This window comes from Bacillus sp. SH7-1 (genome assembly GCF_008042405.1).
Lineage (GTDB): Bacteria > Bacillota > Bacilli > Bacillales > Bacillaceae_G > Bacillus_A > Bacillus_A thuringiensis_N.
In genome coordinates this window covers 26,533-46,772 of record NZ_QNUD01000020.1, presented here as the reverse complement: position 1 = coordinate 46,772, position 20,240 = coordinate 26,533, and the positions used below count along the sequence as shown (strand labels likewise).

The following is a 20,240-nucleotide window of genomic DNA, read 5'->3' as shown; positions in this document are numbered from 1 at the left end:
CCCTTCAAAAAATTCAATACTGTTTGTTAGTGCACATAGTAAATAAGTTACTACCTTCTACAAAGACAGTAACTTATTTCCGATAAAAAAGAAAATCTTTGTTATACAAACCTTACTATTTGTTCCCATAATTGTATCTGGTTGAGTAGTAGCTATAAACAAAATAAAAAGCATCACCTTGTTAGTGATACTTTTAAAATCTATTTTTCTGGCAGAATACTATTACTATAATCTCTTCTCTAAAAAGTGTTGACTATGTCCCTTCGGATGATCTTCAACAACACCATATTCTCGGTAGCCGTGCTTTTTATAAAATTCTGGTGCTTGAAAACTAAATGAATCTAGTAATATTAATCTACAAGCTTTTTCCTTTGCGATGTCTTCAATTTTATGTAATAGTTGACTGCCATAACCATCATGACGAACCGATTCGTCAACCCATAAAAAATCTATATGAAGATGATAAAAATACATCGTTCCTGTTACCCCGCCAAAGATTTTTCCATCCTCATCTTTCACTACGAAACTTACTTGTTCCATCGGCTGTTTCACTTCATCAGTTAAAATAGACATGTTATATTGAATGACTTTATTTTTTATGTATTCTCCTTCAGCGCGAGTACCGTTCTCTATGTGTTTCATATATTCCTTCCTTTCAACTTAGTAAGTTACCTTTCATTTTTACTTTTCCTCTTTAAAATACTAATAAATACGAATCCACCATATGTAACAAAGCATGAAAAACCAATTATCCCTGGCACAGAAACATAGCCTATACTTATATAACTTATAACTGCAAAAGAAGCGATAGACAGTAAAATAGATGGCCAAAATAGAAGAGCTGTTTTTCTTCGCCCTTGTTTCGATATACATTCTTTCTCTTTAGAAATACGTGTACCCAAAAGTAATACAATACAAATGAAGATCGCTGCAAAGTAAATTGTATCTAACAATAAAGTGTGATCGTAAATCGCGATTCCAACTTCCAATGCGATAATTGTTACTATTAATATAATGATTGTTGATGTCTTTAAGTTTCTTTTCAATCAATTACTCCTAGCATACTTTCACTATATTCTTTATATATGTACTTCAAGGCTACTGCAAAAACTTCATCTACCTCTTTATTTTCACGTCGATTAGGTAAATCTTTTCCCCCAATAACATAAAGAAACGGGAATTCGTTAAATATTCCTATTATACCAATATTTATTGTAGCTGAAGATAGTCCACCTGTCATATGAGCTAAGTGATATGAATGTATTCCTTCATATTCACCTTGCTGCCTTACCATACCGCTAATAATTGGTTCCCATAATTCTGCTTCTGATTTATACCCCTGAAAAATATGTACTAACAGTGAAAGAACTTCATTTAATTCTCCAACATTTTTCTCATCTCTAGCGTCCTCTTGTATATGAATTTTTGAAAAGTACGTTTGGGCATACATTTTCACAACATCCCATCCACCACAGTACATTACAACTGACTGCGCAACGTAACTATCATGACATGCTATCATTACTTCTACTGCTTTACTAAGTGTTAAAGTCCTTCTCCCTTGTAAATGTGGATATAACTGCGCACTATCTTCTTTCGGATTAAATTTAACATGCTGAAGTATATCATTCCAATGACATTTATTTTCCTTCACCATTTGCGCTACTACAAATCCGATTACTACTTTTGCTGCCGATGCTAACGGAATATTTAATTCACTATTATATGAAGCAACTATACGATTGCTTTTTGTAGAATAAATAGTTATCCCAACATGATCAGATTGTATCTCTTTCATTTTTCGAATGACAGTTTCCATTTTCATTCCTCATTTCATATCGTTTTATCACCTTCAATAATTCAATATAGAATGTAAAAACCCTTTTTAGCAGATTAAATCGGCTATTACAATAAAAAAAGATAGCATGAAATTACTCCATGCTACCTTTCTAAAATAAATACTAGGCAAAATGCAATTATCTATTCTTCCGTAGGCGTTTTAGGACCGCTAAGCTCCAATTGATAAAAAGCTAAATCTAGCCATTTATTAAACTTATAACCAGCCTTTTTGATTGTACCAGCATGAACAAATCCATAGTTTTCATGTAAAGAAATACTTTTCTCATTTTCCGCATCAATTCCAGCAATTAAAGTCATATATTCTCTTTCTTTTGCAATTGTGATTAATGCTCTCATCAAAGAAGTTCCAATCCCACATTTTCTATATTCCTTATCAACATACACAGAATGCTCAATTGAATATTTGTAGGCAGGCCAAGCTCTAAACGGACCGAGTGTCGCAAAACCTACTACTTTATTATCTAGTTCATATACTAAAATCGGATAACCCTCAGCCTTTTTCTGTTCATACCAATCTATTCTATTTTCAAGGGTTACAGGTTTATATGCATATACAGCGGTTGTATTTAGTATGGCATCATTATAAATATCTAAAATGTATGTTACATCTTTTTCCGTTGCTTCCCCTATCATCGTTTTCTTCCTTTCATATACGTTCTCTTTTCAACTACCTATTTGTTACACGAACACTAGCTTTTCGAAAGCCATCATAAATGTTTAATGCAGCAGATAAAACGTAAATGAGAATCCCTCCACCAATTAGCCACTTTTTAAGTTCTTCCGGAGAAATAGTGAATACATTTGCCACAAACGTAATAAATCCATCGGTAAATATGTGCGGATTTACTACAATTATAATGAATACTATCGTTCCAGCTATTTGGAGAATAGTATTCCCGATTGCCAATCTTTTCGTCCATTGTCCCTGTACTAACTTATAAAGAGATATAGCTATTTCAAAAACAATTATCATCACAACGATTGGCCAATACTGAAGTAACACATCTTGATTAAACGTTGGCGCGACAAACTTCAATCCACTTCCCGTACCACTGTATACGCCAACGAGATGATTCGCATAAAAATAAAGTGTAGCCCATATTGCCGTCCACATTAACCCTCCAAAAACTTCAAACTTGGAGATTGCTTTTTTCTTCGGAATATGCGAAATGTTTTTCAAATCATCTGGCGTCCACTTTTTTAAACTTGTCGTCAACGGCTCGGTATCTTTGTTTTTATCCGTTCTTTCTAAAATAGCAAATACAAGTGTTAACCAGAAAAATACATGGAGGGCTACTTCAAAAATTTCTCCAATGCCTTTACCTATTACTTGTAAAATAACATTTAATACTGCTTGATCACCAGTATAACTTAAAAAATTTTCTGCAACCATTGCAATGAGTGTGATAACAACTGCAATTGGAATGATCATTTTTAATAATGTCATATATACATCAAAATAACGTGGTCCAATTAAATGCATCGGTCTATCCAAATATCCATTAGCTAATGAAACCGGACTCCCCAATTTTTCAAGAACTCTTTTTTCATCATCTTCATTATAATCATCCGACAACATATCCTCAATTGTTGACCGTAGCTCAAGAATAATATCTTCACGATTTTTTTCAGGTAATCTCTTCGCTACTTCCTCGACATAAATATCAATCAAATTCATTCTTGTCCTCCTCCTTTAATAAGTTATAAAGTTCTTTCGAATCCTTTATCCATTCCTTTTTCAACTGCAGGAATATCTCTAATCCGTATTCACTTAAAACATAGTACTTGCGCGGTCTACTCTCTGTTTTATCCCAACTACTCGTCACTAGCTCTTGCTTTTCTAACCGGCGAAGTAGTGGATATAAAGTACTTTGATCGATTGTAATCCCTGATTGCTCCAATAATTGGACAAGTGAATATCCATACTGCGGCATTCTTAATTGGCTTAAAACTGCTAATGTTAATGTGCCTCTTCTTAGCTCAGTAATTAATGAATTTAATAAAGCATCCATGTATTCACCTCATTTTCATTACTATATGTCATACAGTATATGTTTTATACTATGTATCGTACAGTATTATTGTGACAAAAACAATAATCATTTACTAAAAAATGGATAATAAAAAGCACAAACTATATGATTTGTGCTTTTCTAGCTAAATTATAAGTTTATAACATTCTTATCTTTGTACCTATAGTAAGATAAACTCTCCGTTTTCTTTAGGTAATGTAACAACATCTACAATCGCATCAACATTAATTACTCCATATACGTGCGGATATTCTTGACCGTTAGAAGCAGGTTCATATTTTGTTTCTGCTTTTACAAGAGCTGGATTAATTGTAAGTAATAAAACATCTTCTTCATGAACGAAATGTTTTTGAGCAACGTTTAAAGCTTGTTCTAAAGATGAACAGTGTATAAATCCCTCTTCTATTAGTGATTTTTCATTAATTTCTCCAGTTGTTTTTGCGATTTCCCAATTTCTTTTTGTTATTACTTTTGTTATTACTTTTGTAATCATTATCTTGTCCCCTATATTTTTATAAAATAAGAAGCTTTTCTATTCATAACTAGAAAAGCCTCTTGAATTTTTATTTCTTAATTAACGGAGATACTTCCCTGCTATGGAAAATCCATAAATCATGAAGTGATCTCGTACATCCGACATATAGTAACTTTGCATCGTGTTTTGTGTTTTTGTAATGTTCCTCATCAACATCGATTAGAATTACAGCGTCAAATTCTAAACCTTTCGCTAAATAGACAGGTACTACCGAAATACCACCTTCATATTTGCTTTGATCTGCTTCAATAACATTTACAGTCAGTCCTGCGCTCGTTAATTTCTCATACATTTCACGGCATTCATCATCTGTTCTTCCGATCACCGCAATTGTTTTCACATCTTCATTTTGTAGATGCTGTAAAGTCTTCATAATTTCAGCGAATTGATCTTCTGTATGAATTATTTTCACTTCTTCACCACTACGGAAAACTGGCATTGCAAGCCCTACTGGAATCTCGGCATTTTTAATTATTTCGTTCGCAAATTCAATAATTTCTTTTGTAGAACGATAGCTTCTCGTCAGTTCATAATAGCCTGTTTCTTGGAATACTTCCTTAAAAGCACTCCAATCTTCAATCCCTTGGTAATCATAAATTGCTTGAGATAAATCACCTAATATAGTGAAAGAATTACCTAATGTAATTTCTTTTAATACATAAACTTGGAATGGTGAAAAATCTTGCGCTTCATCAATAACGACGTGATGGAATTTCTGTCCAATTTCAATACCTGTTATGCGGTGATGTATGTATATTAAAGCTGGTAAATCTTCTACATACACTTCTTTTTTACGACAACTTTTTTCAGTTTCTTTCACAAGTTCTTCAGGTAATACCTTGAGTATTTCTTTACTTTTCAATATTGAACTATATATTGAAAGTGAGCTCATTTTCGGCCAAAACTTCATATAACTGTTCAATCTCTTTGTCGCTTCTTTTTTTAATAATTTCTTCTCGTTTGTTTCTCCATACTTTTTCAGTTCAATTTCAATCCAGCGTTTCATACGGCCAACTAAACGTTCTCTTCTTTTCTTTAATGGATAATGTTTATACTCAACTTGCATCCATTTTTTTATATCTTCAACTGGAATAACAGCTTTATCCCATGCCTCAAAATTACTTGTTGGTACTAGTTCTTTTTCAAATTGAACCATTTGCTCTTCAATAAAGGACTTAAATTCTAGCGTACCTTTCAATTTACCAAGCATAACCTTTCTTTCATCACGATTAATAGAAAATGCTTCTTTCAACTTTTCTTCTGTCTGCTTCAGTTTCACCGAATCATCTAACGTACATAATGCCCAGTCCGGAAATGTTGTTTGACTAATATTCCCTACACCCAATTCAGGAAGTACACTCGAAATATAGTCTAAAAACAGACTATTCGGAGCGAAAACAATCATTCGTTCAGCTTCTAATTGTTCACGATATTCATAAATTAAAAAAGCAAGGCGATGTAAAGCGATCGTTGTTTTACCGCTTCCTGCAACCCCTTGAATAAGTAATGGCAAGTTTCTTTCCGCACGAATAATATCATTTTGCTCCGATTGTATCGTCGAAACAATATCCTTTAGTTTATTATCTTTATTCTCACCTAATCGATATAGAAGAAAATCATCGGCATGCGAGACATCTTCATTTCCTTTTACATATGTATCAATAACACGTTCTAATTCTCTTTTTCGAATAGAGATGTTTCGCTTTAAATAAACATCACCTTCTACTAATCCATCTGGTGATTGATAAAACGCTAATTCCTCTCCACCAGTAAATGAATAAAACATACTTGCGACAGGTGCCCGCCAATCAATTACAATTGGTTTCATCGTATCTTTATCTGAAACACCTACCTTACCGATGTAGATCGGCATAACTTCTTCCTTGCCATCCTCTTGAAAATCTAATCTTCCAAAGTACGGTTCTTGTACACCAATACGTAAATTTTGTCTATTAGACTCCCTCATACTTTCAAGAATTTGCTCTTTAAAATCATCGCCATAATAAACTGGAATTTTTTCAAGCTGTTCTAATTGATCATCCATCGTACGTAATGTATCTTTCATTTTTTGTAACTCTTCTTCAAAAATGTTGTTCATTTGATGATTCCCTCCTGTCCGTTCTAATTTTTCAGTCGAAATATAATTGTATTAAAAATCCAATTATAAAGTCAAGGGTTTAATTTGTTTTTTCTGAAAAAACTTACTTTTCACCTTTCTAATATTGAAATTCAAATGATATTTTTACATGATAAGAATATATAACATCTAAATCATACAACTACACATATAATAAAGTGATTTATACAAAAGCTGCTATTTTCTATTGATTAAAAGGACTTTATACTATCTAACTAAGTTCCCTTTACATACTCTCCAGCTTCTTTTCTAGATATCTATTATTTCATTTATAAAATAACCAAGATCACAAAAACAAAAATAAAAGTAAAGGAGTCTATTCAAAATGGCTGCTACAAAAAGAAAACCCCTTAAATTACATTGACTTATTTTTCTGTTCATTGTATTGGCAAGTGGCTGGATTGGGGTATTTCTAGATTCTCTTCTAACGGATCAGCCTGAAGGAAACTCTTTAGGTATGGGATTATGGCTCATATTACCCTTTCTCGTAAGTATTTTACTTAGAATTATTGGTCGAGATTGGAATGGTTTTGGTATCAAGTTAAATTTGAAGGGAAACTTTAAATGGTATTTTATTGCACTACTAATTTATCCTTTCGTTACAGTAATAACGATAAGCATAGCACTTACGTTTGGAGTAGCTAACATATCTAGTTTTGAGATGTCCTCTTTATTTTCACTTATATTCATGTCTATTATAGGTAACTTTATTAAAAACATTTTTGAAGAGTTTTCTTGGCGCGGTTATTTAACTCCAAAGCTCATTGAACTAAAGTTAAACGATTGGTTTATTTATATTATTTCTGGTTTAGTTTGGGCTCTTTGGCATGCCGCTTATTATTTAGTTTTTTTACCAAATGAATATTTCGAATCTATTTCAAGGTTACATATGCTTTTATCCGGCTGCATACTTATGGTTTCTTGGTCTATTATGTATGTTGAAATATATAGACTTACAAAGTCAGTATGGCCATGCGTTATCATGCATGCAATTGAAGACGCCATTCCTACTGTTTTAGTTACAATAACAGGGATTATTACACTTACCAACGGCAGTGATTTTTGGTTAAACCCTATTAGCGGAGTCGTTGCTACTATTGTATTTCTTGGAATTGGGATTGTACTAAGAACCATAAGAATAAAAAAGGAACGGAAATTAAACACGAAAGACAATCAATTATTCACAATATAAAAGCAAAAAAAGAGTAAGGAGTTAATCCCTACTCTTTTTTACTTTTATTCGATATGATAAACATTCATTTAAAGACGCTTGCTCTTTATATTTTCCCTGTTCAAAGTCATACGCTCCTCCTGGGAAAATTCCAACTATACTGAAATGAGCCTCTGCACATAAATTACTAATCTCATCTATCGTATAGCAACGTAAAGATTGTGTCACGATATCATTTGAAGAATCTGTTTCCCACCAGTGATCCAGCATCCTACTATTTTCACTATCATATTCATATTTTCGCATTGCAGAATAAATCGGCATTTCTTGTCCATTTGCTTTTTCCCAATATAATGGTTGATAAATATCAATAAGTGCACACCCATCATCTTTCAACCAATTATGGATTCGTTTTAGTAAAACCAATTGTTCTTCATCAGTTCCTACACCAAATCCGTCTAAATAACTAACAACATCAAACTTTTCTTCAAAGTTAATTTTATAAAAATCAGCGCAATGAATATCTATATCACTAGTAGAATGTTCTTTAGCAAATATAACTAACTCTGGTACAAGCTCAACCGTAGTCATTTTTACATCCAAATTAGACATCGCTCTTGCAAACCCGCCATTTCCAGCACCTAGTTCTAACATCGTCTGAAATGGATATCCCACTTGCTCTTGAATTTCTTCAGCAACTTCCTGTAACCAATTTTCATTATTTATATCATGGCTTAGTAATTCAAATTGTTTTTTATAAAATTCTTTTACATTTAATTCGTTCATTATTATTCTCCTCCTGTACGTTATTTTTCTACTACAGTGGAGAAACTAAATTTCTGACACCCATGAAAAATCCCCCTTTTCATTTCCCTATATTTACAATTTATCAAAAAAATAAGAAATTTAAAAGTGTAAATATAAAAAAGTAGATAATGGATTATTCCACTATCTACTCTTTAGCTACTCTTATTTTTCTTTTTGATACTCCACCCAATCTCCAGAATCAATCACTTTCAATATCATCTTTTTATCTTGAGCGATATACACATATGCCTCTATTTCCCTATCAGCATCATATATTGTTTGCGTGATTCGATCATATAAATCAGTCTCCGCATTACCTGTATATTCTTCTAGTTCATCTAACTTATGCAATATCTCATCATTTACTTCATAAACTTCACCATAGACCTTTTCTTCACTCGAATAAGTCATGGCTGGATACCCTTCGTTTGTATCAAATAATTTCCCATACGTCCATGCTTTGTCTGCAATGCATATTGCACCTTGCATATAATGAGCATTCGTTTGCTCTTTTCTTAACGTGCCATACACAAAAACGTAATGCATTAATCCCTATCCCCTTTACATGTCACTACTTTCTAATTTGTAAATAAGCACGAATCATAAAGTAACTCACTTCATTCGGAAGTTGTTCCTTTATAGATTTCAAACCACCATCAGCATTTTTCACAGCAGTTTCAATCAGTTGTTCATATTCTGCAGGAACAAAACTGTTCCAGTCTACTTCCATTCCATCTTCAAAACAACGAATTAAATGATTTTCAATCGTTTGTCTTGATAATCCACGTTCTTTCGCAATTTCATCTAGATCAATGCCTTGTTTATACATTTCATACGTTTCCAAATGAGAATTTGCTGAAGCTTTCCCTGACTTCTTCCGCTCTGACACCACTTCTGTTTTAATAGTTTCAGCATAGTTTGGGTTTTCATCAATAAAGTGCTGAACTGCTTGTAAGAAGTGCGAACCATACTTCACAAGTTTATGTTCACCAATCCCTTTCACAGTTAAAAGTTCAGAGTCACTTTGCGGCATTTTTGCGCACATATCTTTCAACGTTTGGTCAGAGAAAATAACGAATGGCGGTACACCTTCTCCTTGCGCAATTTCTTTACGTACTTCACGAAGCACTTCAAATAAAGGATGGTCTTGAACGATTTGTCTTGTCTCTACTCGTTCTTTACGTAAAACATTCTCTTTACCTAGTAACACTTCTTTCCCTTTTCCCGTTACTTTTAGTGTCGGGTAAGTACCATGTTCAACTGCGATTAGCTCGTCTGAAATTAAAAACTCAATAAATTCACTCACTTCTTTTACACTACGATTTGATAAAAGCCCGTAAGTTGGCAAAGTATGAAAATTAAATTCAATGACTTTCTTATTTTTAGATCCAGTTAGTACTTGTGCAATCATTTGTTTACCAAATCGTTGATTCGTCCTAATCATACAAGATAGAACCATTTGTGATTCTCTCGTCACATCGATACTTTCGCGGTCGTCTGTACAATTACCACAGCGGCCACAATCTTCTTTCGGTTTTTCTCCGAAGTATTGCAAAATAAATGATTGTAAACATTGTTCTGTATGACAGTAGTCAGTCATATTTTGCAGTTTTTCAAGTTCATTTGAAAAACGAGATTCTCCGGTCGATTGATCAATTAAAAAGCGCTGTACTTGCACATCTTGAGAAGAATATAGCAATATACATGCACTATCTAATCCGTCACGGCCAGCACGTCCTGCTTCTTGGTAATAACTTTCCATATTTTTTGGCAGCTGATAATGGATAACGTAACGAATATTCGATTTATCAATCCCCATCCCGAATGCAGATGTCGCTACCATTACACTCACTTCATCACGTAAAAAGAGTTCTTGCTGCTCATTTCGATCGCCATCACTCATACCGGCATGATATTTTGATACAGAAACTCCCGCTTTCATTAAATCCTCATACAACTGATCAACTACTTTTCTAGTAGCTGCATATATAATTCCAGATTCCTTTTGATTTTGACGAATATAATCCGCTAAATATGCATTACGATCTTGTCCTTTAATAACAGAAAATGATAAGTTCTCACGCTCAAACGTTGTCATAATCGTGTTTTCTTGATTAATTCCAAGCGTGTTGCAAATATCATCACGAACTTGTGGTGTTGCCGTAGCAGTTAATGCTAATACGAGCGGCTTTTCTGGAAGATAATCTAATATGCGATGTATATGTAAATAACTTGGACGGAAATCATGTCCCCACTGCGAAATACAGTGCGCCTCATCAATGGCAATCATCGGGATTTTCATATCAATAAGTTGGTCAACAAACTCCATTGAATCAAGTCGCTCAGGCGCTACATAAAGTAACTTATAATGGCCTTGTTTCGCTAATTGAATTCGTTGATTCGCTTCTGCAATCGAAATAGAACTATTAATATAGGTAGCTGAAATACCGTTTTGTACTAATGTATCTACTTGGTCTTTCATAAGTGATATTAAAGGCGATATAACTAACGTTGTTCCTTCAAATACTAATGCGGGAATTTGATAACAAATTGACTTACCACCACCTGTAGGCATAATACAGACAGTATCTTTCCCATCTAATACATTTTTAATTGTTTCATCTTGTCCTCTTCGGAATGACGAATAACCGAAATAAGACGCTAAAAGTTCTTGTGCTTTTGTAAACAAAAAAGAGTCACCTGCTTTTCTTTATCTTTCATCTACTCCTATTATATCATCTCTTATGCATCATGAAAGTGATGAATACATGACTAACAGCCTGCTTTTTCATTATTTTATGCTTCTTTACGTTTTTGAGAATGATTAGCAATTATAACGTATTTCAAAATAAATACACATTTTATTAATTCTCCTTGAATACTACTAATCTTATACATATGAATTCAGGAGGTTACTATATGAAGCACCGTAATATTAGTTCCATCAAACAGAAAACGGTATCGAACCAACTCCAATTCTCAAATAATGAAGCGTGGAAATATGAATCATACTATAAGTACCAACCATTATTTTCTTATAGAAAGCTTTTTCATTTTCTTTCTCAACTTTTTAAACGTTAATACACGTGCGAAATAGATCATTCATAATAATTTTCTCAATATAAACCGTATAGACTTACTGCAATACAGTTGGTATTATATGAAATATTCTGTTGGATAAACCCCTTAAGTTGACCTGCTTTTATAAGTGGGTCTTTTTTAATTTTTACATATTTCATAACACTTTTAGATGTAATTATAAATCTTATCACCATTTTATAACCATAATCCACTCACTACAAATGGTGATAATTACAAAAGGTAAAATATAAATGCTTAACATTTAAATATCTAATTCTTTTTTCTCAATACACAAAACGAAATTCACTTGTTACTATAAAGGTACTCCAGATGAGTTTTTGCTCATCGACATTATCTAGTTAAAGGGACCTGCCGCGGGAAGCAGGTTCCTTTGACTTTATTAAAGACTCAATTTCATTTGGACACATTTACCAGGTTTTTTAAATAGAATTTTATGATAGTATTACGTAGTCGAGTCCGACATCTCGGCAATACCCTTTTGAGGCTCTGCAACTTCCCTTGCAGAGCCTCTTTTACTTTACATTCAATTTATTTATATATACCACAACAACATTCATTAAATTTCTCCATATCAATTTCTAAAATTAATCTAGGACACGTAACTAAAAATAAACCTTTATCATACTTTGAGTTATACATGTTCAAAGGAGTGTTACTATTTATGTATTCATATTGGCAGTCGTATTACTCCCCCTATCATAATCCTTATGTAAACTTTGATGTATCTGTACGTAATTTCCGAATTAGTAAAAACGAGAACTTTCTAAAAGGTTATATGCGTTCTTTATGGGAACAACACGTCGCTTGGACGAGATTAGCTATTATAAGTATTGTTTTCAATTTACCAGACATAAACGTTACAGTTGGACGGCTTCTTCAAAATGCAACACATATGGGACTATCACTCGAACCATTCTATGGTGAGGATGCTGTAAACAAATATAGTGCACTAATTAAAGAACACTTAGTAATTGCAGCGGATCTTGTTAAAGCCGCAAAAGCTGGTGATCAAAATGCAGCTACCGCTATAGAGAAAAAATGGTACGCTAACGGTGATGAAATTGTGGCGTTTCTTACTAGCATCAACCCATATATAGATAAAGAAGAATTTAGAAAAATGTTTTATGAACATTTAGCACTAACTAAGGCAGAAGCACTGGCATTCCTAAATAAAGATTATGAAGCAGGCGTAAAACTGTACGATAAAATTGAAAAAGAAGCTTTGGAAATGTCCGACATGATAACAAACGCAATCGTAAAGCAATTCCCGCAAGTATTCCAATAACAATAAGCCGATTCGAAAAAACAAATCGGCTTATTGAGCTTTCTATCAATGATATTTCGCCCCCGCTCTTTACATTTAGCTTATATCGATATATTTTATTAATATCCGTTTCTTATAGGAGGAAATAGTTTGATTAACGCCATTGGTCTCGTATTTATCCTTACAAATAAACACGAGAAAAAGAAGAAAGTTTATCTAAATGAAAAATTCGCATTAATAGACATTATTGATTCTAAGGAAGTAATTGATGATGAAGGGAATGCACTAGTAGAACTAACATGTAAATACAGTATATATTTAGATGAAAAATACTACTGTAAATCTCTCGACGATTATACTGGACAAGTATTTCCATTCTTAAGCGCTAAAATAGGAAAAGGACTTCTTAGAAACTTAAATTATTACTTTTCTTACGTTGATGCCTACGATAAAAAACCACCGGTTAAAGAAATTAGGCCACTTATGAAACAAGTAACGAACAGATAGTGAAAAACACTAAAAAAGAAAGCATCTAACTTCAGATGCTTTCTTTTTTGGAATCCAGAACTAGTTACCTATCACCCTCTTCTAAATATATGTATCCAAGCATACTTTAAATTAAAAACATTGGAGGATTAAACGGAATGAAATACTCAGAAACAATAGTTAGTAAACGCCTTCGAACACTTAAAATATGTAGTATGTTTATCATGCTAGTTTTAATCGCATGGGTTGGATATACAAAATTACTTTATGAAAATGGATTTCTTCAAGAAAAGAAAAATTCAGTTGAAGTAATGAATACTAGCATTACAGGAGAAATCGAACAAAATTTCCAAGTAAACTTACAAGGTTATCGTAAAACAGACCTTGATACGATTATAGATGCAAGTAGGACAGATCCGAGCGAACTATCCTTAATTGAGATTATCAATACATCTTGTTCACGAGATTGCATAGGTGAACCATTGACATATGTGAACGCAAACAATGGGTATATTTTTTATAAGGAGTCTACTGGAACTAATGTAGCTATAAAGATTAAAAAACAGGATAAATGGAAAATTGTAAAAAAATCTGTTGAAGATGGAATATAACCTTATAAAATTAAAGAGTACTTAACGTACTCTTTTTATTATTAATACCCTTCATGTTTACAATGACATTTCGGTTTCTCTTTACAATGACATTTTTCACAATCACATTTCGGTTTCTCCTTGCAGCAACACTCTTCACAATCGCACTTCTGTTTCTCTTTGCAATGACATTCGTGACAATTCCTACATCTACACCTTCCAAACATTAAATCGTCCCAAAATGAACGCCTACAATTACAATGATTCCCCATGAATATGCATCCTCCTAATTAGAATTCATCATATTCTATGTTTAAAAGTATAAAAATGCTTGTTTGCTAGTCTATATTCTAGTTTTTATAAATACAGTTTAAATATTATACTTTTCTGATAGTCCTTCCATATCTATTTAAAGGGACTACTACAAAGAAAAAAGCCCAATATTTGGGCTTTTTTCTCTCACACAATATATAAAAACTGAAAGGCTCAAACAAAAATTCGGCTATAGCTCCCTCCCTTCCCCTACAGCCCCTTTTAACCTCTGCAACATATACCCAATCCCTTTACACCCAGCTAACGGATACGTAATGATTTCTTCTGGATATAATTGTGTCACTACTTTCTTGTGCTTCTTTCCTGCAAGTAAAACGATTTCATCAAACGGAAGCAAGTCCTTTTCAATCATCTGTTGTTTTAATTGTTCCATACTAATAATCTCATCACTCTTTGAATCAAACGCAAGATCATAGTTTTCTAGTACAATATCATTTGGCCTTAAAAATCCATGCTTCGCCGATAATATAACCCAATCCTCGAAAAACATAGTTGCATATGCCTGACATGCTTTTCCGAATGGGCTAATATATACATCTTTTGCCTCCATCGGTCCGTAATCAGGATACTTATCCCAAATTTTCTTCTTTCCGCATGGAATTATGCATAACCTTTTCATCGTTTTTTCTTACCTCATTTCTAACTTTTTAAATATAAAAATAGAGAATTCTCTACTTCTTCATACTCAGCTTCTATATCTCCAATCCCCACTACGTTCCAACCACTCTTTGTTTCTATCGGTTTTTCGTTCATTATGATATGAACTTGTGTCATATTTTTAAAATCTTCTTCAAAAGATGCTAAAACAGGTTGATTTATCATATATGTTTTATTATGTATACTTACACTTAAAAAAGTTTTATGTAATGCTTTATTTCCATTTAAAATTACATTCATTGGATTAAACGAATTTAATTTTATATTGCCTATAATATACAAATGATACCCTTTCTCCTCATAAAAATGGTTGAAATCCTTATCTCTTTCGTTTTGAACAAAATGAAGGATTTGCTTCGTTTTTTCACTAACTGTAATTTCATTATTTAAACTTAAAACAAAATATATATTTTGTTTTAAAAAAGCATATAACGATTTGTCACTATTAAAGAAGCTCGTTTTCCATTCAGGGAGGATTTCATCTAATAATAAACATAAAAGCATTCCTGAGCTATAGCAGCTCTTTCTAATGTTATAATTAGCATCATATGCATCTAAAATAAGTCCGCTATATTTTCGTAATGTGTCGCTTTCATCATTTTTACATACTGCATTGTAAGCATTCATTTCAACATACCAAGCAGGCCCCTCTATACTTTCAACCATATACTCATATGTTATAAACTCTTCTCTCATAAATCTAGCTCTTTGCTCTCTTAGTTCAATAAATTGTTTAATATAATTATTTTTCTCAGCTTGTGATTTACAATGAACAGCATCATATAAACAAATTCGTTCTTTATTTCGTAATTCTATGTTTTCTTCTATTATAGGATATTGAAATCCTAAAGACTCATTTGGAAATCTACTTTCTTTATTCAAATATTGATAGCAATGAAAAAGTTCATGCACCACAATCGTAAGTAAACTTTCATAGTCTTTATACCTATTCATATTTACGATTGCAGTTGGATAATCTTTGAATAAAATACATGTATCACCTTTAAATTGTTCATCCCATTTTAAAATAGTATATTCATTATCATCTTTCAAAAATAATGGATGATGAAATACATACACATTTTCATCATTATATAATGCAAATGCAGCCCCATTAAAACCAGACCATAGCGTATTCAATAATTCTATACTTACATCTTTCTTTATTCGATTTAATATATTGTTCATTATATGTAACACCCCTATATCATTCTACATACACCTATTCTATTCCACTTAAAAACAACCCTTTTATTTACATAAATATTAGAAAAACATATATGTTATCTCAAACTATAATGTATTATGTAAATGTATATGTGATGATTTTCTGAAAAGGAGGTGAACAAATGAAAAATATAACCCCTGCACTAGTACTCTATATTATTGTTTGCATAATCGCTATGATTGCTCCAGCGTCTGAAGGCTATAATCATGTTGGCTGGAAGTTGTTTGTTGGGCAAGCGTATGCTATACCTATTTTCCTCATTGCTGCTATTATTACACTTTATATAAACAAGAAAAAATCTACGAATAAACAGTTATAAGGATAGCGAACGCTATCCTTATTTTAATTCGCTAAGCAAATCCAAAATAATCATTGCAGTACTTTCTATCCTTTCTTCTGAAAAGTCAAACGAGACACCGGTTTTTTCATATATTTCTTGTATAGGTAGGTTCCAATTTGCACTCGCTCCCTCTTTAAAGAAAGCAATCGCTTTTTCTGGGTCCTCTCGATAAATTTGAAACAATTGCATTGCTCCTATTTGTGCAATTGCGTATTCAATTTGATAAAAAGGAAACTGAACATAGTGAAATGACTCTAACCAGCTTGCACCGATTTCATTCTCTAATCCCGTAATATCGACTGATGAATATTGATACCTTTTGCATATTTCAGCATATTTCTTATCACGTTCTTTTGGTGTATGGTTTGGATTCGAATAGAGCCAGTGCTGGAATACATCTCCTGCAACTGACGACATTAACAAAGACAAAGCGCGATATAATTGTACTCGCTGCACTTCTTTATATTCATCCTCTTGCTTATAAAAGATATTCAGCTTATCCATTACTAGTAACTCAAGACCAAGGGAATAAAGCTCAGCCACCTCTTCACGAAGATATCTTTCCTGCATACTACTTTTATTGTTAAATTGGTTATAAAAATGAAATGCATGTCCCACTTCATGTATGAGTGCATTAATTGCATAAAATGATGGACTAAAATTAGAATACACAAAAACCTCTTTACTATGAGGCAAGGTAAAACAAGCAGCTCCTGATGCTTTATTTTCACGTTCTTCTACATCAATTAATCCCGCTTTTCGTATATGGATAAATTCCTCATAAAAATATAAATCTGTCTTCCGAAATATTTCTTCCACCCCACCCAATAAATCAATGGCATTTTGAAATAGTTTTTTTGGTAAATTACATGGAGTAATATCCCAAGGACGATACGTTTTTACATCGAGATTCTTTTTAGAAATATTCCCTAACTGTTTCCAAATTGGTACAACATACTTTTCTATAGATTCATGGAGCTTATAGCACTCTTCAATACTGTAATCTCTGTTTTTTTGTTCAAAAGCATATTCACTATAATTATGTAATCCTGCATTTAAAGCTATCTCATTCCGTAATTGTACGAGCTCATTCATAATACAATCTATTTCCATTTTCACCGCACTTCTTGCTGCAAATAAAGCGTACCAAGCTTTTTTACGAATAGCTCTATTAGGGTTATCTAGCTTTGCTTTTACGTATGCATACGTCTTTTGCTCGCCTTCCCAATTAATTGGTATGTTAGACATTATTTCTCTATATTTCGTAATAAGCTCTTGCTCTTTAATAGAAAGAGCAATGTTTTTTTCATTAAACGTTTTACTTTTTGCCAATCTTACCTTTTTCATAAATCCATATTTTTGCTCATCTAATAAATCGGAAAACTGACACTCTCTAAATTTCTGGTCAAATTTTGCAATGTATCTTTTTAATAGTGGTTGAATTGTATTTTGATTATACATATGTAAATTACGTTTATTTCTGTCATTTGTATCTCTATACGTGGCGATTAAACTACTTGTTATCTCCTCTTCTATTTCAGCATTTACACACAGTTCATCGAAAAGCCAACTTTCTAATTCTAAAACAGAAGTAATATTTCGCTCTAAAAGTGACTGTAATTTACTTTCCAAATCATTAAACATACACAATCCTCCTATTTTAAAATTTAAATTTTCTGTTTTTCGGAGATAGAAAAAGACAAGTAGCCAATCTGACTACTTGTCCTTGCTGTTTATCTGTACGCAATAGAATTAAGCTTGGAATGCTTCTGTTAATACTGGTACGATTTGTTTTTTACGAGATACAACACTTTTTAAAGTAGCTGTGTTGTTTTCTAATGTTACGTTGTATGCTTTCTCAACAACGTTTGCTGCTTTACCGATCGCAAGACCGACAGAATCGTTAGTTAAGATATCAGTTACAACGAATAAGAATAGGTCTAAACCTTTTTCTTCTACTACTGCCGAGATAACTTTTTCAAGTTCCGCTTGGTGTACAAGAACGTCGTTTGTATCAACAGCGTTTACTTGTGCGATTTCAACTTTCGCATTACCCATTTGGAATTCTTTAGCGTCAAGAGAGATTAATTGCTCCATTGTTTTTCCGCTTAAGTCAGCACCAGCTTTTAACATTTCTAAGCCGTAGCTATCAGCATCTACACCAGCGATTTCCGCTAATTCACGAGCTGCTACTACGTCTTGCTCTGTGCAAGTTGGAGATTTGAATAGTAAAGAATCTGAAATGATTGCAGATAACATTAAACCTGCAACTTCTTTACGAATTGTAACGCCGTTTTCTTTGTACATTTTGTTTAAGATTGTAGCTGTACAACCAACTGGCTCACAACGGTAGTAAATAGGATCGCTTGTTTCAAAGTTAGCAATACGGTGATGGTCAATAACTTCTAACACACGAACTGATTCGATATCGTTAGCACTTTGTTGACGCTCGTTATGGTCAACTAAAATAACGTTGTCCACTTCGCTTGCTACTGTCTCAACAAAACGCGGTCCTTCTACTTTAAAATAGTCTAACGCAAATTGAGTTTCACCGCTGATTTCGCCTAAACGTACAGGCTCAGCATTCATTCCTAATTCTTTTTTCAATTCTGCATAAGCAATTGCAGAACAAATTGCATCTGTATCTGGGTTTTTATGCCCGAAAACTAGTACTTTTTCCATGTTTTCCACCTCTTCATGAAAAGGATATCTTAAAGAAGCAAATATGACAATATTTAAAGCATATTTTTTTATAAATAATTGCACTTTCTTCTATATTTTTCATTGTTTTTCATAAAAAAGATCATCTAAAATGAATTAGATGATCGAAATGTATACTTTATTTAAAATAATGTAGGAACTTGCACTACATGATTTAGCACGTTATTTGATGGTAAACCGTTATTTACAAGGTTTACATCTATAACTTGATAAAACGCATTTCCAGTGTCTGCAATTTCCCACACAGCTAAAATAAGGTGATATCCATTTCTATCAGTAGGCACATTTGCTTCATGTGTTACGGAAGTTCCAGGTCTAGCTCCTCCATCATTTTTCACATAGAAAGGCACTAAATCTAAATCAGACCTCGTTAAAGGCTTGTTTGGATTCCAATCTTTCTTCGTAATATAATATTTCCACTCTTTCGTACTATGAGGAGCCGTTAGTTTCCACTTGAATGTATTCGTCCCGCCATTTAACGTAACTTTCTTCCACCTATCTACAGTCTGGACATCTAAAGCAGGGAAATGACCAGCTCCTGCGATTTGTCCATCAGAAGGTCCTAATTGCGGGAATCCACCTATTCCTTCTACACTTTGCGGCTCATATTGAATCGGACCGCAATTTACATTTACCCCTTGCTTACATAAATAAGAACGGCTCGCTGGTGATTCAACATATCCATGAGCTGAAGCCTTTTCTGAAAAACCGAAAGTTAACAATCCCGTAAGTAATATGCCACCACTTAATATAACTTTCTTCACCTTCTGTAAATCTTTCGTTTTCATCTCGTCATCCCCTTTCCCATAATAAAGCGAAAATAACTATAGTTGCCTAGTCATCTTCTCTACATCCATTATAAGCCGAGGAACATTACTAAAAGAACCCTCTAAAAACTTTCTCAAATTCAATTCGTACACTAAACAAATTCAAATAACACCGCTAGAGAAATATAGCAGGTGTTAAAAATCGAAGT

General features: G+C 33.0%; 23 protein-coding genes. 6 read left to right on the top strand and 17 right to left on the bottom strand.

The annotated features are described in order from the left end of the window. Positions 1-225: 225 nt before the first annotated feature. From DN390_RS17800 to DN390_RS17765, 8 genes are all read right to left on the bottom strand, one after another. Positions 226-642 carry a GNAT family N-acetyltransferase gene (locus DN390_RS17800; RefSeq protein ID WP_147807984.1) on the bottom strand — a complete coding sequence of 139 codons (417 nt, stop codon included), beginning with the start codon at positions 640-642 and terminating at the stop codon, positions 226-228. A gap of 26 nt (positions 643-668) precedes the next feature. Then, on the bottom strand, positions 669-1,046 hold the full coding sequence (locus DN390_RS17795) for a hypothetical protein (protein WP_147807983.1): 378 nt from the start codon (positions 1,044-1,046) through the stop codon (positions 669-671). Then, entirely contained in the window at positions 1,043-1,819 is a 777-nt protein-coding gene (locus tag DN390_RS17790) for a serine hydrolase (RefSeq protein ID WP_060631156.1), read from the bottom strand. The genes DN390_RS17795 and DN390_RS17790 overlap by 4 nt, the downstream gene beginning before the upstream one ends. Positions 1,820-1,980: 161 nt before the next feature. Next, positions 1,981-2,493 (bottom strand): GNAT family N-acetyltransferase, encoded by a 513-nt coding sequence (locus DN390_RS17785; protein WP_147807982.1) that lies wholly within the window; start codon positions 2,491-2,493, stop codon positions 1,981-1,983. Positions 2,494-2,527: 34 nt separating this feature from the next. After that, positions 2,528-3,538 carry an HAAS signaling domain-containing protein gene (locus DN390_RS17780; protein WP_147807981.1) on the bottom strand — a complete coding sequence of 337 codons (1,011 nt, stop codon included), beginning with the start codon at positions 3,536-3,538 and terminating at the stop codon, positions 2,528-2,530. After that, positions 3,525-3,872, bottom strand: a complete 348-nt coding sequence (locus DN390_RS17775) for a PadR family transcriptional regulator (protein WP_060631159.1) — start codon at positions 3,870-3,872, stop codon at positions 3,525-3,527. Before DN390_RS17775 ends, DN390_RS17780 begins: the two co-directional genes overlap by 14 nt. Before the next feature lie 181 nt (positions 3,873-4,053). Beyond that, on the bottom strand, positions 4,054-4,386 hold the full coding sequence (locus DN390_RS17770) for a DUF952 domain-containing protein (protein WP_147807980.1): 333 nt from the start codon (positions 4,384-4,386) through the stop codon (positions 4,054-4,056). Positions 4,387-4,456: 70 nt separating this feature from the next. Next, positions 4,457-6,526, bottom strand: coding sequence for a HelD family protein (locus tag DN390_RS17765; protein WP_147807979.1), 2,070 nt, complete (start codon positions 6,524-6,526; stop codon positions 4,457-4,459). Positions 6,527-6,932: 406 nt separating this feature from the next. Between DN390_RS17765 and DN390_RS17760 the strand changes: the two genes are divergently transcribed. Beyond that, the gene (locus DN390_RS17760; RefSeq protein WP_255444044.1) at positions 6,933-7,757 is read left to right on the top strand and encodes a CPBP family glutamic-type intramembrane protease; all 825 of its coding nucleotides are present in this window, start codon (positions 6,933-6,935) and stop codon (positions 7,755-7,757) included. Between the two features lie 21 nt (positions 7,758-7,778). Here the strand turns inward: DN390_RS17760 and DN390_RS17755 are convergent, their stop codons facing one another. The 3 genes from DN390_RS17755 to recQ form a co-directional block, all read right to left on the bottom strand. Beyond that, complete coding sequence (locus DN390_RS17755; RefSeq protein WP_147807978.1) at positions 7,779-8,522, bottom strand: class I SAM-dependent methyltransferase; 744 nt, start codon at positions 8,520-8,522, stop codon at positions 7,779-7,781. A gap of 183 nt (positions 8,523-8,705) precedes the next feature. After that, entirely contained in the window at positions 8,706-9,089 is a 384-nt protein-coding gene (locus DN390_RS17750; RefSeq protein WP_147807977.1) for a gamma-glutamylcyclotransferase family protein, read from the bottom strand. A 25-nt stretch (positions 9,090-9,114) separates the two neighbouring features. Then, the gene (gene recQ, locus DN390_RS17745) at positions 9,115-11,232 is read right to left on the bottom strand and encodes a DNA helicase RecQ (RefSeq protein WP_147807976.1); all 2,118 of its coding nucleotides are present in this window, start codon (positions 11,230-11,232) and stop codon (positions 9,115-9,117) included. 230 nt (positions 11,233-11,462) lie between these two features. On the opposite strand from recQ, the gene DN390_RS30985 reads away from it, so the two are divergent. From DN390_RS30985 to DN390_RS17730, 4 genes are all read left to right on the top strand, one after another. Further along, complete coding sequence (locus tag DN390_RS30985) at positions 11,463-11,624, top strand: hypothetical protein (RefSeq protein ID WP_042514988.1); 162 nt, start codon at positions 11,463-11,465, stop codon at positions 11,622-11,624. Between the two features lie 682 nt (positions 11,625-12,306). Continuing rightward, on the top strand, positions 12,307-12,930 hold the full coding sequence (locus DN390_RS17740; RefSeq protein WP_147807975.1) for an acetylglutamate kinase: 624 nt from the start codon (positions 12,307-12,309) through the stop codon (positions 12,928-12,930). 129 nt (positions 12,931-13,059) lie between these two features. Beyond that, a complete protein-coding gene (locus tag DN390_RS17735) occupies positions 13,060-13,416 on the top strand; it encodes a cytoplasmic protein (RefSeq protein ID WP_147807974.1) in 357 nt (118 codons plus the stop codon). A gap of 137 nt (positions 13,417-13,553) precedes the next feature. Continuing rightward, the gene (locus tag DN390_RS17730) at positions 13,554-14,006 is read left to right on the top strand and encodes a hypothetical protein (RefSeq protein WP_147807973.1); all 453 of its coding nucleotides are present in this window, start codon (positions 13,554-13,556) and stop codon (positions 14,004-14,006) included. A gap of 10 nt (positions 14,007-14,016) precedes the next feature. On the opposite strand, the gene DN390_RS17725 is transcribed toward DN390_RS17730, so the two are convergent. From DN390_RS17725 to DN390_RS17715, 3 genes are all read right to left on the bottom strand, one after another. Then, positions 14,017-14,208: a hypothetical protein gene (locus DN390_RS17725; RefSeq protein WP_147807972.1), complete on the bottom strand. Its 192-nt coding sequence runs from the start codon at positions 14,206-14,208 to the stop codon at positions 14,017-14,019. Positions 14,209-14,487: 279 nt separating this feature from the next. Continuing rightward, positions 14,488-14,937 (bottom strand): DUF6884 domain-containing protein, encoded by a 450-nt coding sequence (locus DN390_RS17720; RefSeq protein WP_147807971.1) that lies wholly within the window; start codon positions 14,935-14,937, stop codon positions 14,488-14,490. A gap of 20 nt (positions 14,938-14,957) precedes the next feature. Beyond that, the gene (locus tag DN390_RS17715; protein ID WP_147807970.1) at positions 14,958-16,163 is read right to left on the bottom strand and encodes a peptide ABC transporter permease; all 1,206 of its coding nucleotides are present in this window, start codon (positions 16,161-16,163) and stop codon (positions 14,958-14,960) included. A gap of 161 nt (positions 16,164-16,324) precedes the next feature. On the opposite strand from DN390_RS17715, the gene DN390_RS17710 reads away from it, so the two are divergent. Further along, entirely contained in the window at positions 16,325-16,522 is a 198-nt protein-coding gene (locus DN390_RS17710; protein WP_147807969.1) for a DUF4017 family protein, read from the top strand. 18 nt (positions 16,523-16,540) lie between these two features. Here DN390_RS17710 and DN390_RS17705 read toward each other — a convergent pair whose 3' ends face one another. The 3 genes from DN390_RS17705 to DN390_RS17690 all read right to left on the bottom strand — a co-directional run bounded on the left by DN390_RS17705 (position 16,541) and on the right by DN390_RS17690 (position 20,052). Continuing rightward, positions 16,541-18,187 carry a M3 family oligoendopeptidase gene (locus tag DN390_RS17705; RefSeq protein WP_147807968.1) on the bottom strand — a complete coding sequence of 549 codons (1,647 nt, stop codon included), beginning with the start codon at positions 18,185-18,187 and terminating at the stop codon, positions 16,541-16,543. Between the two features lie 108 nt (positions 18,188-18,295). After that, entirely contained in the window at positions 18,296-19,225 is a 930-nt protein-coding gene (gene ppaC, locus DN390_RS17695; RefSeq protein WP_147807967.1) for a manganese-dependent inorganic pyrophosphatase, read from the bottom strand. 161 nt (positions 19,226-19,386) lie between these two features. Next, positions 19,387-20,052 (bottom strand): lytic polysaccharide monooxygenase, encoded by a 666-nt coding sequence (locus tag DN390_RS17690; RefSeq protein WP_147807966.1) that lies wholly within the window; start codon positions 20,050-20,052, stop codon positions 19,387-19,389. Positions 20,053-20,240 lie beyond the last annotated feature (188 nt).